This window comes from Streptomyces nanshensis, assembly GCF_001751255.1.
In the GTDB taxonomy this organism is placed as follows: Bacteria; Actinomycetota; Actinomycetes; order Streptomycetales; family Streptomycetaceae; genus Streptomyces; species Streptomyces nanshensis_A.
The window spans coordinates 1-13,626 of the sequence record NZ_LJGW01000289.1; the positions used below are offsets into that span (position 1 = coordinate 1).

8 protein-coding genes and 1 pseudogene are annotated in these 13,626 nt (G+C 69.9%); 1 reads left to right on the forward strand and 8 read right to left on the reverse strand.

Annotated features, from left to right (window positions below; genetic code table 11):
• The 8 genes and pseudogenes from AN218_RS16870 to AN218_RS16905 all read right to left on the reverse strand — a co-directional run.
• A pseudogene (locus tag AN218_RS16870) lies at nt 1-239 on the reverse strand (inositol-3-phosphate synthase); the annotation flags it as partial.
• Nucleotides 240-741: 502 nt separating this feature from the next.
• On the reverse strand, nt 742-2,232 hold the full coding sequence (locus AN218_RS16875; RefSeq protein WP_079132256.1) for a ThuA domain-containing protein: 1,491 nt from the start codon (nt 2,230-2,232) through the stop codon (nt 742-744).
• Between the two features lie 16 nt (nt 2,233-2,248).
• Nucleotides 2,249-4,741: a PQQ-dependent sugar dehydrogenase gene (locus AN218_RS16880; RefSeq protein WP_420855978.1), complete on the reverse strand. Its 2,493-nt coding sequence runs from the start codon at nt 4,739-4,741 to the stop codon at nt 2,249-2,251.
• A 908-nt stretch (nt 4,742-5,649) separates the two neighbouring features.
• Nucleotides 5,650-6,066 carry a DUF7878 domain-containing protein gene (locus AN218_RS16885; RefSeq protein WP_079132257.1) on the reverse strand — a complete coding sequence of 139 codons (417 nt, stop codon included), beginning with the start codon at nt 6,064-6,066 and terminating at the stop codon, nt 5,650-5,652.
• A 4-nt stretch (nt 6,067-6,070) separates the two neighbouring features.
• On the reverse strand, nt 6,071-10,669 hold the full coding sequence (locus AN218_RS16890; RefSeq protein ID WP_070017715.1) for a putative T7SS-secreted protein: 4,599 nt from the start codon (nt 10,667-10,669) through the stop codon (nt 6,071-6,073).
• A gap of 3 nt (nt 10,670-10,672) precedes the next feature.
• Nucleotides 10,673-11,188 carry a hypothetical protein gene (locus AN218_RS16895; RefSeq protein ID WP_070017716.1) on the reverse strand — a complete coding sequence of 172 codons (516 nt, stop codon included), beginning with the start codon at nt 11,186-11,188 and terminating at the stop codon, nt 10,673-10,675.
• Nucleotides 11,185-11,580 carry an SseB family protein gene (locus AN218_RS16900; protein ID WP_070017721.1) on the reverse strand — a complete coding sequence of 132 codons (396 nt, stop codon included), beginning with the start codon at nt 11,578-11,580 and terminating at the stop codon, nt 11,185-11,187. The genes AN218_RS16895 and AN218_RS16900 overlap by 4 nt, the downstream gene beginning before the upstream one ends.
• 223 nt (nt 11,581-11,803) lie before the next feature.
• The gene (locus AN218_RS16905) at nt 11,804-12,574 is read right to left on the reverse strand and encodes a D-Ala-D-Ala carboxypeptidase family metallohydrolase (protein ID WP_070017717.1); all 771 of its coding nucleotides are present in this window, start codon (nt 12,572-12,574) and stop codon (nt 11,804-11,806) included.
• A 653-nt stretch (nt 12,575-13,227) separates the two neighbouring features.
• Between AN218_RS16905 and AN218_RS16910 the strand changes: the two genes are divergently transcribed.
• Nucleotides 13,228-13,545, forward strand: a complete 318-nt coding sequence (locus AN218_RS16910; RefSeq protein WP_070017718.1) for a hypothetical protein — start codon at nt 13,228-13,230, stop codon at nt 13,543-13,545.
• Nucleotides 13,546-13,626: the final 81 nt, after the last annotated feature.

The window sequence follows — 13,626 nt, forward strand, 5'->3', positions numbered from 1 at the left end:
ACGGCCGCGGGCAGCCCGTACGGGAGCACACCGCTCGCGACGAGCTGTTCGGCCCGCTTGGGCAGCGGGCAGGACGCCGTGTCGTGGCCGCCGAAGACCAGCCGTCCCAGCGGCGGCAGTCCGCTTCCGGCGAAGGCGGCGGTCTCGGTGGCCATGCCCGTGGGCGGGCGCATCCCGGCGGCGAGCGCGGCGCAGCCCGCGACGGCGGTCGTGGCGACGGAGCCGCGTGCTCCGATCAGCCAGACGCCGGTACGGGCGCCGCCGTCGGAGCGGTCGGCGTCGCCGTCGGGGCCATTGGTGGGGGCGGTCGGCTGGTGGGGATGTTCGTCGGTCACGGCCTGCCTCCGCGGTGAGGGGGTGTACGTACGGGTGGATCGGGTGCGCGGCGAGGGGGTACTTGAGGGCGCTCGGTGCCGACGGCGCCGTGGGGACGGGGAGTCGGGGTCCGTACGTGTACGGGCGGCCGGTTGCCGAAGCGGTGCGGTGCGGTGCCGGGACGGAGGGGCGCCGGGACGGAGGGGCGCCGGGACGGAGGGGCTGCCGCCGAGGACGACGGGCTGAGGGCGGCGGGGAGGAGTCGGCGTTCTCCTCCCCGCCGCCTGTACGGCGTCTGCGGCCCCCCTCGGACCGGTCGACACCGCGCTGACGGGCCGCCGGCTGCGGCTCGTCATCCGGCGTGTGCCGGACGGGAGGTGCGGCGCCCCGGGCCGCCGCGCGCACGGCGGTACGGGGCGCCCGCGCTCAGCTTCCGCCTCCGCGGACCGCGGGCCGCGCCGCCTCGGGCGTCAGCTCGCGCAGCCGGATGTCGCGGAAGTCCACGTCGTCGCCGTCGCCGTGGTTCTGGAGGCCGATGTGGCCGTCGGCGAGGCTGCGCGCGGGGTCGGTGTTGGTGAAGTCGTTGATCCGGGTGCCGTTGAGGAAGATCTGCAGCCGTTCGCCCTCGACGCGGATCTCGTAGGTGTTCCACTCCCCCGGCGGGTTGAGCGCCGCGTCCCGGGCGGCGAGGTCGGCGGACTGGAATCCGTAGACGGAACCGGTCGTCTTCTCCGGCACGTCGCTCGCGTCGATCTGGATCTCGTACCCGTTGTCGACGGCCGACCACGGGTCGTCGGAGGCCGGAAAGCCCACGAAGACACCGGAGTTGTCGTCGCCGTCCATCCTCCAGTCCAGCTTCAGCGAGTAGTCGCCGGTCCGTTCGGCCTGGTGCCACAGCAGGCCCATGCCGCCGACGGTCCGCAGGGTGCCGTCGTCGCGCTCCTCGAAGCGGCCGGGACCGGCCTGCTGCCACTCCTCCAGTCCGGTGCCGTTCCCGTAGAGGTCCGAATACCCCTTCTCCGGGCGGCAGTCGGCCTGGGCTGCGCCCGTCGCCCACCGCACGCCGCCGAGGAGATGGGCGCGGAAGTCCGCGTCCGCGTAGGACTCCTCGGTGTGCCCGCCGCCGGTGTAGAAGACCCGGCCGCCCTCGTACTCGTGGCACCAGGCGATGGGATGGTCGCCGTCCATGGTGCCGCCGGTGTACGAGCCTTCGTCGAGGGCCGCGAGGACGTGGGTGTCCTCGCGCGGATTGGCGCGGTAGTTGTACCACTCGTCGGTGCGATCCCAGGTGCCGCCCAAGTGAGCGGTCGCCGGGTGCGCGTGGTCCTCGACCTCGACGGTCGCGGGCTGGATCGCCGGGTGCGAGTCGAACCAGGCACCCACGAGGCCGCCGTACCACGGCCAGTCGTACTCCGTGTCGGCCGCCGCGTGGATCCCGGCGAAGCCGCCTCCGTCCTCGATGTAGCCCTCGAACGCGGCCTGTTGGGAGTCGTCCAGCACATCGCCCGTGGTGGAGAGGAAGACCACCGCGTCGTAGCCGGCGAGGCCCTCCGGGGTGAAGACGGAGGCGTCCTCGGTGGCGTCGACACTGAAGCCGTTCTCCGCGCCGAGCTGCCGGAGGGCCTCGATGCCGTCGGGGATGGAGTCGTGGCGGAAGCCCGCGGTCTTGGAGAAGACCAGCACGCTCTCGCCCTCCCGCGGCTCATCCCGCGCGACCGTGCCGGGCGGAGCCGCAGTACCCGTTGCCGTACCGGCCGGTGCCGAACTGCCCGGCACCGCCGCCGCGGTGAGCAGCAGCGCCGAGGCCGCGGCCAGCGCCAGCCGTACGGTGCGCGGGACGCGTGCGGTGCCGGGTGTGCTGCCGGGTGTGCGTGCCGCGCTCACCGCGCGCCCGCGTCCTGTGCGTGTCCGTCGCATGTCGTCGTCCCTCCTCTCAGCCCGTGGTGACGGTGAAGCTGTCCAGGTCGAACAGGTCGCCGCTGCCGCCGGTGACGACGAGGTAGAGCTTCCCCGTCCCCTCGGGCGCGCCCTCGACGGCGGTGCTCACGTCCCGCCAGCCGTCCCCGGTGCCCACCTCGGCGGTGCCGAGCAGGGTGCCGTCCGGCGCTCCGGCCCGTACCTCGACGGCTCCGCCCTCGGCGCCGCCGCCCCGCACACGTGCCGACAACTCGCTGACGTCCGCGGTGACATACGGGTCGAAGGCGATCCACTGCCCGTCCTGCGCACCCGTCACGGCCCGTCCGCCCTCGGCTCCCTCGGCGTCGGCGACGTTCACGCCGTCGGCGGATGCGGTGAAGTGCTCGGCCTGCCGGTGCTCGGGCTGCAGGACGCTCTGATCGTGTCCGGTCAGCGGGTCCTGCCCGCCGCCTCCGCCGTCGGTGTACTCGGCGTCGAAGACCCCGAAGATGTCGGCGTTCGGGTCGTGTTCACCGTCCGCGCTGGTCTTGATCGTCCCGGAGCAGCCCTTGGCCGAGGTGATCGGGTGGCCGTGGCTGTCGTGCCCGAGGATGTAACTGACCTGCACCTTCGAGCAGTCGATGTCGCCGTCCTCCGGGTCGGTCACCTTCACCTCGAAGGGCACCTCGTCGCCGAAGCTGAACGGCTGTCCGTCGGCAGGCAGTTGGAGCTGGACGGTCGGCGCGGTGTTGCCGACGGTGACGATGACGCTCGCGCTGCCGGTGCGTCCGCCGGGGTCGGTGGCGGTGAGGGTCGCCGAGTAGGTGCCGTTCTCGGTGTACGTGTGCGAGGGGTCGGCCTCGTCGGAGGTCGCACCGTCGCCGAAGTCCCAGTGGTAGGTGAGGGGTTCGCCGTCGGCGTCGTCGGTGCCCTCGGAGGAGAAGGCGACCTCCAGCGGCGCCTGCCCGCTGGTCTTGTCCGACGTGGCCTCGGCGATCGGGCTGTGGCCGTTCGTGGCGTTCTCGATCCGGTAGACGGCGGAGTTCTCGTCGCCGTTGAAGTAGCCCGTGCCGTAGTCGAGAACGTAGAGCGCGCCGTCGGGTCCGAACTCCATGTCCATCACCTGAGTGCCGCTCCAGGGGAAGGAGTTGATGGAGGTGACGCCGCCGTCCGCGTCCTGCTCGATCCGCTTGATCCACTGGCGTCCGAACTCACCGGCGAAGAAGTCCCCGTCGTACTCCTGCGGGAACTTCACGTCGGAGTCGAGGTCTTCGTCGTAGCGGTAGACCGGACCGCCCATGGGCGACTCGGAGCCGTCGCCGAACTCCGGTACGGACGCGCCGTCGTAGGGGATCCACGCGGGCTGCGCGGGCGGCAGATCGGTGAGGCCGGTGTTGTGCGGCGAGGTGTTCTTCGGCGCGTCGCAGTCGAACTTCTCGCCGGACTCTCCGGTGCCGAAGTCGTAGTCCGTGTAGGCGTCGTTGTCGCCCGTGCAGTACGGCCACCCGTAGTTGCCGGCCTCGGTGACGCGTGCGAACTCCACCTGCCCGGCGGGCCCGCGCGCGGGGTCGGCGGTGCCGGCGTCGGGGCCGTAGTCGCCGACGTAGACGGTGCCGGTGGGCTTGTCGACGGTCATACGGAAGGGGTTGCGGAAGCCCATCGCGTAGATCTCGGGACGGGTCTTCTCCGTGCCGGGGGCGAAGAGGTTGCCCTCCGGGATGTCGTACGAGCCGTCGTCCTTGACCTTGACGCGGAGGATCTTGCCGCGCAGGTCGTCGGTGTTGCCGGCGCTGCGCTGGGCGTCGAACGCCGGGTTGCGGTCGGCCCGTTCGTCGATCGGGGCGTAGCCGTCGGACTGGAACGGGTTGCTGTCGTCGCCGGTGGACAGCAGCAGATTGCCGTCGGCGTCGAAGGCGATGTCGCCGCCGACGTGGCAGCACAGGCCGCGGTTGGCGGGGACGTCGAGGACCTTCTTCTCGCTGTCCGTCTCCAGCGTGCCGTTCTCGGAGAGCACGAAACGGGAGAGGCGGTTGACGCCGTCGAAGGGCTTGAAGTCCTCCGCGCTGCCCGTCTCGGGGGCGTCGCCCTCGGGGGTGTCCAACGGCGGCGCGTAGTAGAGGTAGACGGCCCGGTTCTGGCTGAAGTCCGGGTCCACGCCGACGCCTTGGAGCCCTTCCTCGTCGTGGTTGTAGACGGGGATCTTCCCGGCGACCTTGGTGGCGCCGCCCTTGTCGGTGAGCCGCAGCGTCCCGTCCCGCGAGGTGTGCAGCACGGAGCTGTCGGGCAGCACGGCGAGCGTCATCGGCTCGCCGGTCTCGGGCTCGCCCTTGGCGAGGGTGACCTGCTGGAAGTCGGCGGCGGCGGCCTTCGCCTCCGGCCGGGGCGCGGCCGCGTAACTCGACGGCGAGGCAGCGAGGTTGAGCGCGCCCCCGAGCAGCAGTACGGAGACGAGCGCGGCGACCCGCGAACGGAACGCGGCGCGCACCCGGCGCCGCCAGGGAAGTCCGGGCCTGCGCGGCCCGGAGGGCAGGGATGCAGAACGGGTGATCCTGTGCACGCGACTCCTCCTGGGAGGCGGAACGGTGGGTGACGTAGGTGTCGTTGACCGCTTGCTCTGGCACAGGCGCGCGCCGTCGCGCCGGAACGGTCCTCCGGGCGCAGACGCCCTGAGAGACCGGAGTCAGTGTGAAATCGTCCGTACGGGAGAGGAACGAGGGGGAAATCGGCTCATGTCCGGTACACCCAAGGACGGTAGCCATCTTCGTCCGATACCGAAACCCCTTTGACACGGCGGGAGTTGGCTTCTTCCACGATGTGGACAAAGTACGGGCCGCCTGATCGCTGAGACTGCGCGCCACAGTGCGCGCTTTGCTGCCGGACCGTGCGTGCTGGTGCGGGCTTGCTGGAGGCTGCTGTGAGCGACGGGCAGTGACGATCGAGCGGATTCGCGACGCACTGGGAGCGCAGGACCTGGTTCAGCGGTTCCTCGACGAGTTCAACCGCGCACCCGCCTATGACTCGCTCGCCACACGTTTGCGCAGCGGCAGAGCGTCGCGGTCTACTTCAACGCGGCGCTCGATGAGGCGGACGTGATCCTCTCCAGCGAAGATCACGGCGCCGAACCGCCCGGCCAGTGGATCGACGGCACCGTCGCCTTGAGGAGGCGGCGGTCCGAATGCGCGAAGCGGGGTGCCGTCTGACCTGACATCATGACCCGCCGCAAAGCTCCGCTAGAAGCACAACGTCGAGGCGGTCTGAGACGCATCCCCCGACGCGCCCTCAATCTGCTAGACGTGTGCCGGGACCATCCACGATCAAGACCGCACGTCTCCCGGCGCCATCAGCGCCCGTGCCGACGTGCGGAGTTGAGGTGAACAGCCGCGCACACCGAATCGTTCAACGAACAGCAAGCACACTGACGCCGTGCGCCGACTTCACCTACCCGTCCCCCAAGACGAAGGCGGTGTCGATTCCCACTTGCTCCAGGTCCCTCCGGACGTGTCCGATGAATTCGATAATTCCCTCGGTGAGTTCCTGCCATTGCTGGGGCGAACTCAGCTCCCCGGGGGTGAGTGCCGAGCCCACGAGCCAACCTTCCGCGCCACGCAAAATTCTTACCGCTCCAGGATCCTCGAACGAGAGTGATGCAAAGCAGAAGTCTGTTGGTTCCCGCTCCGAGACCGAGATCCACCGGCTGAGTTCGCGAGCCAGCTCCGCCACAGGAAATGCTGGCTCAGCATAGACTTCATTCCCTGCCTCGACAATCTCGAAATCCGCTTCAACATTGACCAGGTAGTCGGCGAGAGTGTCACCCCGCAGGTCAGCGACACTGAAGTTCATGTAATTCCAGCGCATCGGTTCACCTTGGATTGAAAGGAAAGGCGTTAATCACCCTACCGTCACCCGTCACGATGACGCGTACCCCCTCCTGCCCCTTCGTCCCAATTGGCCGCTGCATGTCGACCTCCATCTTGAACGTCCCCTCTGATCCGTTCGGCTTGAAAATCGCACCCTCAGATCTGAGCGCCTCCGCTACCCACGACTGAACCTCGGGGATGTCGTCACTGGCGAACTTCGCATACCTACCCTCGAAGGAAGAAAGGTGCTTGTTCTTGATGAAAATGCTTGACGGATCCTCTGCGGCCTTGAATGCCGCGTCAGATGCCGCCTTGATCTCCGGAGTGCACTTCAGCCCCAGCGGATCCGCCCACGTATGCGGGTTGTGGACGTAGGTGACCGGATTCGGGCCCGGGTCGAGGCCCAGTGGGTCCTGGGACAGATACCGGGCCGTCGTGGGGTCGTAGTGGCGGTGGAAGTTGTAGTGGAGGCCCGTTTCGGGGTCCGCGTACTGGCCGGGGAAGCGCAGCGGTGTGTATGCCGTGGCGTCCGCGTTCCACGTCGTCGTGCCCCACAGAGTGCTGCGGGTGCGCCAGGCGATGCCGCCGCTCTCGTCGAGGAGTTCGGACGGGGCACCCACCAGATCGGTGGCGATCGCGAAGAAGCGTGAGTCGATCTCGGCCTGGGTCGTCTCGTTCGTGATGCGTTCGGTCTGCGTCAGCGGCCGCAGGCCGTCGTGGTCCCAGGTGAGCGTCACCGGGTCCGGCAGATTCGGAGCAGTGGTCGTCTGCTCGATCAGTGTGGCGCCGTCCCAGGTGAAGTCGACCTGCTCCAGCACCTGTTGCCCGTCGTCGCCGAGCCGCTGCTTGGCGATGCGGCGACCCAGTGGGTCGTACAGGTACCGCCACCGCGTGCCGTCGGGCGTCGTCACCGACGTCAGGTGGTCTTCGCCGTCCCAGGAGTAGCGCCACGTGTCCGGCTTCTTCGACAACCGCGACTTCTGCCGCAGCACCGCACGCCCCGCCTCGTCGTACTCGTAACGGATCGACCCGGCGGTGAGCAGCTTCGTGCCGCTGTAGCTGCGTTCCCCGCGCACATCCGAACCGGCGTGCTGTGCGGGCCAGTCGGCGGCCGTCTGGTTCCCTGCCTCGTCGTAGGCGTACGTCTCCGACCAGTTCTCCGCGCGGACCGCGGTGACGCGTCCGGCCGCGTCGAGGTCGAAGAGCTGCGAGCCGTTCAACTGGTCCTCGACACCGACGAGATGGCTGTCGGCACGGTAGCGGTACGTGCGCTGCTGCACGGTGCCCGCCGAGGGGCCGCCGACGGTCTGGGACGCCAGGCGTCCCGCCGGGTCCCAGAGGCTGGTGAAGGTCAACTCGCCATCGCCCGCGCGACGTTCGGTCTCGCGGCCCGACTCGTCGTGGTCGAAGGTGAGTGTGTGGCCGTTGGTGGTGAGTGAGGTGCGGTTGCCGGCGGCGTCGTACGTGTAGGTGGTGACGGTGCCCGCCGGAGTCACGCGGCGCGTGCGACGGCCGAGCGCGTCGTACTCGTGGGTCAGTACACGGCCGCCCACGACTTCGTCCCTGACGCGTCCGAGCTTGTCCCGCCGGCAGATCAGTTCCGCGTCGGGGCCGTGGGCGGAAATGAGACGTCCTGCCGCGTCGTAGGAGAAGTCGGTCGCGTCGCCGTCGGCGTTCTTCCTGGTGACGCGTCCCATGGCGTCGCGGGTGAAGCTGACCGTCTGGCCTGCCGGATTGGTGCGGAACGCCAGGCGCCCGGCGTCGTCGTGACCGTACTGCACGGTGCGGTCGTCGAAGTCGGTCTCGGATATCAGCCGGCCCGCGGGGTCGAACGTGTAACTCCAGGTCAGACCCTGGGGGTTGGCGACCTCGGTGAGGCGCAGCTCGGCGTCGTAGAAGAAGGCGTGCCGCACGCCGTCGGGACCGGTCTGTGCCGTCAGCAGGTCGAAGTGGGTGTACTCGTTGCGGGTGACGGCCCCTGCGGCGTCGGTGTGGGTGAGGCAGTTGCCCTCCCCGTCGTACGTCCAGCTCTGCACCTCACCGCCGGGGTCGACGCGGCGTGCCAGACGGCCCTCCGTCGTCCACTGCAGAACGGTGACGGCGCCCGAAGGATCGGTGACGGTGATGGGGCGGCCGAAAGCGTCGCGCACGTACGTCATAGTCCCGCCGAGGGGGCCGGTGATCCGCAGCGGCAGCCCGGCGGCGTCGCAGCGGAACGCACTGGTCGCCCCCAACGGGTCGGTGACGGAGGCGAGATGGCCGCGGGCGTCGTAGCCGTAGGTCGTAGTGGAACCGGCCGGGTCGGTGGCGGCGGTGAGCAGCCCACGCTCGTCGCGGGCGTATCGCCACTCGGCGCCGTCCGCGTCCGTCCTTCCTGTCGGAAGACCGCTCTCGTCGTACTCGACGGAGACCTCGCCGCCATCGGGCAACACGACACTTAGCGGGCGGCCGAGTCCGTCGTAGGTGTAGGAGGCTGTCGCGCCCAGCGGATCGGTGATCGTCAGCGGCCGGTGCTCGGCGTCATACGTGGTGCGGGTCGTGCGCCCCGCGCGGTCGGTTTCGGCGACGATCCGCAGTCGGGCGTCGACGGTGAACAGGGAGGTGTGGCCGAGAGAGTCGGTCACGCGGGTCGTCGTGCACCCCGGTTGGCTGCTTTCCAGTCCGTATGCGAAGCGGGCCTTGAGGTGTCCGGCCTCGCCTTCGTGGTGGATGACGCGGTCTTCGTCGTCGTATGTGTAGGAGAACGAGCGGGAGTTGGTGTCGGTCCAGGTGACGATGCGTCCGCGCTCGTCGACCTCGTAGCGGGTGGCGCGATCCTCGGAGTCGGCGACGGAGGTGAGGAAACCGCGGTCGCTGTACGCGTAGGAGCGCAGCCGTACGGGGCCGTCGGCGGTGGCCAGTGTCAGGGTCGTGATGCGGCCCGCGTCACAGGTGAACTCCAGCTCGTAGCCGCCGGAGTGGGTGATCGAGTGGGGCTGGCCCAACTCCCATTCCACCGACGTCCAGTTGCCCTCCGCGTCGGACATGGCGGCCAGCTTCGCGATGCCGTCGCCGCCCGGAGCCACCCCGGCCGGGGCCTCGAACGTACGGGTCGTGCGGGCGACCGGGTCGAAAAGGGTGTAGGAGCCGTCGGGGTGCCGCTCCAGCGACCACGGCACGCCCTTGACGGGCGTGACCGGCAGATCCGGGGCGGGGTGCGGGTAGGCGCGGACGCTGCCGTCGGCGGCGACGTGGACGACGCCTTCGGCGTCGATCTCCAGGCGCTCGTCGATGGTGGAGGCCCAAGCGGGCCCGAACCAGCCGCCGTTGCGGTAGGCGGACTCGAAGGTGCGGGTGAACACCAGCGGAAACGTGCCCGGCAGGCTTACATCGGTCTGCGGCAGCACCATCCGCCCGGTCGCCATGTCGACGGGCTCGTTGCGCAGGACCTTGCAGTTCAGGTCCCGTGCGAGATCGCCGAGGCGTTCCTTGACCGTCCTGCGGGCGGCCTGTTTCGCGCCCTGTTCGACGGCTTCCTTGCCGCCGGCCTTCAGGCCGCCCTTGAGTCCGCCCTTGACGATGCCGCCGGAGCCCTTGCCGCCGACGAGGTCGACGGCGATCTTCCCGACGGCCTCGGCGGGGTCCCGCCAGTTCTGGTTCGTGACGATGCCCACAAGCCGTTCAGGATGGACGACGGTGGAGGCCAGGCCGGTGGCGACGCCGTTCATGTTCTGCAGGTACTGGCCGGGGTGGGTCAGGTTGTACGGATCGGTCGGATTCAGCATCCGCACCAGACCCGCCGTCTCGCCCAGGCCCTTCATCACTCCGCCCAGGACGTGGACGTTGCTCAGTGCCATGGCCTCGGCGGCGTCCCGGCCGGCCGATTTGATCGTCTCCCAGGCGCCGGGCATCTCCGGTGCCTGTTCGACCAGCCCCTTCACCGCATCCTTGGCACGGCGTGCCGCGTCGTCGCGCTGATGACGGGCCTCGTTCACCATGTGCTGGGCCCGCTCCAGCCCGGCCTTGCCCGGGTCCTTGAACGGCGGCGGCTTCGGGCCCGGGTCCTGGCCCGACTCGTTCCTGGAGTTCCACTCGTCGGCCTTCGCGTTGTGGTCGTCCACCGCCTTGTCCGAAGCCGCCTTCGACTTCTTGTACAGCGCTATGGCTTCCTTGGCCTGCCCTTGTGCCCACTGCACGGTGGACGCGTGCTGGACGAGCTGCTTGGCGGCGGCCTCGCAGGCGTCCGCGGCCTGGACCCAGAACTTCGGCTGCGGCTCGAACTCGGCCCGGAACGCCTCGCCCGCCTCGCCCTCCCAGCCGTGCACGTCCAGCCCCTTGAGCCCGGAGCCGAGCTTGTCGAACGCCTTGAAGAAGTTCCGCAGATGCCCGGCCCGGTCGGTCAGCTTCTCCACATCGCCGTGGATGATCTCCTTCGGGTCCTCCGTCTCGCCCAACTGACGTTCGGCCACATCCGCACCGAGCTTGTCGGCCGTCCACTCACCCGCATCGCGTACGCCCTCGGCGGCACCCTGCAGACCGATCTCGTCGAGACCGTCGGCGGCCTTGTCACCGAGCCACTCGGCTCCGTCTCCGACCGCTTCGAACGCATCCCCCAGTCCCACCGGTCACTTCTCCCCGTCGCCGCCGTCGTCGCTGCCGACCTGTTCCCACTGGTCGCCCATCTCTCCCCAGTCCGGCCGGGACAGATCCACCTCCGGGGAACCCTTCACCTCGTCCCCGACCTCGCTCCAGGACTTCTCGCCCGCCTTCTCCCCCTCGGCGACACCCTGCTGCGGGTTGTACGAACCAGCCGTGACGACGACCTCCTTGAGGCTGTCGTTCACGTACTGCTCCTGCTCGTGGTAGAGCCCCGCCGACAGCCCGAGTCTTTCGGCGATGCCGTTCAGTTCCTGTGTCCTGCCGTGGATCGCCGCCCCCCACCGGCCGCAGAACTGTCCGAACACATCGGCCAGTTCGGCACTGCTCATCTCCATGCCGGACATCGTCAGGAACTGGAAGCCGTGCCCCTGCTGGGCGTTGATCGTGAAGTAGCCCGTCTCCTCCAGTTCGGCCGTGGCAGCCTTCAGGCCCTGCTCGACCTGCTTTGCGGCCGCCGGATCGAACGTGTAACCACCGCTCACGCCGACGTCCCTTCCGGCGCCTCGGTCACGGCCACTTCGTCGGGCACGACTCCCGCCGCAGGCGGCAACAGGAACGCCCCGTCACTGCCCACGTCGACCGCGATCCCGCACGGAACGGCGACCTCCGCCACCGTCTCGTCCAGCAGCCGAGCCCCGTAGACACGCCGGAACTGCCACTCACCACCCTCGCCACGCGCCTGCGCGAACGCGGTCAGCGTGTCCGTGTCGGTGAACGCGTAGATCCACCGCAGACCACCGTGATCCCCGGCGAGCACCCCACCGTCCCGGATCGGCACCAGCACCGTCGACCTGCGGAACTCCCCCAGCACGGCCAGCACTTGATCGCGCGCCGTCTCGACATCCGCGGCGTCTGCAAGGTCCCCGCTCAGCATGACCACCCCCCGTGCACCGGCCCAGTTTTTCGACCCTAATGCACGCAACTCGCCTCGCCACCGCCCGGTCCGGCCAATCACTGCGGCGTACGCCCGGCTGCGGGTGTCGCGCAGAACTCCCGTGCACCGCCCGCCTCCTGGGCATGCGAACGCCCGCCCGGGCCGAAGCACCGGGCGGGCGTCGTCGTGCGTCACGCCGGACGCGACGAGGTGAACTCGCGTATCAGATACCGCAGTCGGGGGCGTCCCAGAACTGGCCCTCGCCGCCTGCCACATGGGTGTGGTCGTCGTGGCCGGGATAGCCGGGGCCGAGGATCTCGGTGAAGCCGTGGTCGCGGGCCGCCTGCGCCAGGGCGCAGAAGCCCTGGGAGCCGGCGCCCAAGTCGGCCGCGTGGCCGTACAGATGGCGGCTGTTGGCCGCGCCGCCGACCGCGTCGTTGCACGAGACGCTGCGGAAGCCGCCGTTGACGGTGATCGGCTTGTCGCCCATGGCGTGGCGCATGGCCTGGAGCTTCCACATGGTGACCAGCGCGTTGGAACGGGCCGTGGCCGCGTCGACCTTGCCGCCGGACCAGTCGGAGTTGCAGTTGTTCAGCTCGCCGTAGTCGAAGTTGACCGGGGAGCAGTCGTCGTCCTGCAACTCGTAGATCTTGTTGAAGGTCGCCTCGTCCGCGGTGCCGCCGCCGGAGAGGCCGTAGGCGGACTGGAAGCGCTCCACGGCGGCCTTGGTGGCGGGTCCGAACTCGCCGTCGATGGCAAGCTGGCTGCCCGTCCCCGGGTATCCGGCGACGCGGATCTGGAGCTGCCGTACGGCCTCGCCGGAGGCGCCCTCGCTGAGCGTCCCGCTCCAGGTGTAGCAGGCGTCGGCGGGGGCCGCGTCCGCGGCGGCGGCCGGCGCGGAGTTCGCGATGGCGGGCACGGCGGCGGGGGCGGCGAAGGCCAGACCCGCACCGGTGAGGACCGAGACCAGCACTCTGACAGGACGTGAACTCATGACGGGACGTCGCCTTCCTTGGTGGGGCAAGGGGTGGAGAGGCATGACAGTGGTCCCCCGCACAGTTCTTGTCAAGAACTCGCAAAGTCGGCCCGGCAATTCCCGAACTGTCCTGTAAAGACCGGGCAGTTCACCCCTTTCCTGTCGTGCGCGTGACGGCGTCCGTACGGGGCCGCACCCCGCGGGCGTACGTACTGGTCAGCGGATGTGACCGTATGTGACGGCATGTGCCGTCCGCGGCGCGCGGCGAAACGGAGGCACGCGGAGGCCCCCGGAGATGACGGACGTCATGGGCGACGGCGGTGGTGGGGAGCCGACGGGGAGCGTACGGCGGCACGGAAGCGGAGAGGCGGGCACGCGGTGCGGGACGCGCCCCCGGAGCCCGACCGCGGTCCCTGCTCCGGTCCCGGACCCGGACCCGTTCTCCGGGACTTCCCGGATGTCCCGCGGCCTCCGTGCTGCGAGACTCCGAAGAGCCCGGCCGGAGCGACGGGAACGGCTCAACAACGCGATCGGGCAAGCGGAATGAGCCGGAACCAGAAGGGACGGAACGGCATGAGGATGCGGAGGGAGGTGACGCCCATGACGTGGTTGGCCTGGCCGCCCGCCCGGAGGGTCCGGGAGCACGGGCGGCGGGTTCCGGAAGGAACGAGATGTCCCGTACGGACAAGACCAAACCACTGTGGGTGCGCTGCGCGGAGCACGAGCACCGGGCCGTCCACGACCACCGTCGCGGCCCCTGCGACCTGCCGCCCCGGCCGCCGCGGAAGGACACCGGCACACGCTGCCGCTGGGAGTACACCTGGTTCGGCACGAGGTGCTGCTCCGGGCCCAACGGGCGCGCCGCCAAGAAGGAGTGGGGCGAGATGAACCGGGCGCGCAACCGCCGGGACCGCTATGCGGCCCGCCGTGCGGCACGTCGCGCCGCCCTGCGTGCGGCCCGCTCGGCGGACCGTGAAGACATCGACTGACCCGGACCGGCCCCGATACCGTCCCGGCCCGCCCGGCTCTGCGGCCCGTCGCCGCGGACGGCACCGCGCCCCGGGCAGGCG

Excerpts from the sequence above, each read along its gene's own strand:
- AN218_RS16875 (WP_079132256.1), bottom strand. The coding sequence starts at position 2,232 with ATGCGACGGACACGCACAGGACGCGGGCGCGCGGTGAGCGCGGCACGC.
- AN218_RS16885 (WP_079132257.1), bottom strand. The coding sequence starts at position 6,066 with ATGCGCTGGAATTACATGAACTTCAGTGTCGCTGACCTGCGGGGTGAC.
- AN218_RS16900 (WP_070017721.1), bottom strand. The coding sequence starts at position 11,580 with ATGCTGAGCGGGGACCTTGCAGACGCCGCGGATGTCGAGACGGCGCGC.
- AN218_RS16905 (WP_070017717.1), bottom strand. The coding sequence starts at position 12,574 with ATGAGTTCACGTCCTGTCAGAGTGCTGGTCTCGGTCCTCACCGGTGCG.
- AN218_RS16910 (WP_070017718.1), top strand. The coding sequence starts at position 13,228 with ATGTCCCGTACGGACAAGACCAAACCACTGTGGGTGCGCTGCGCGGAG.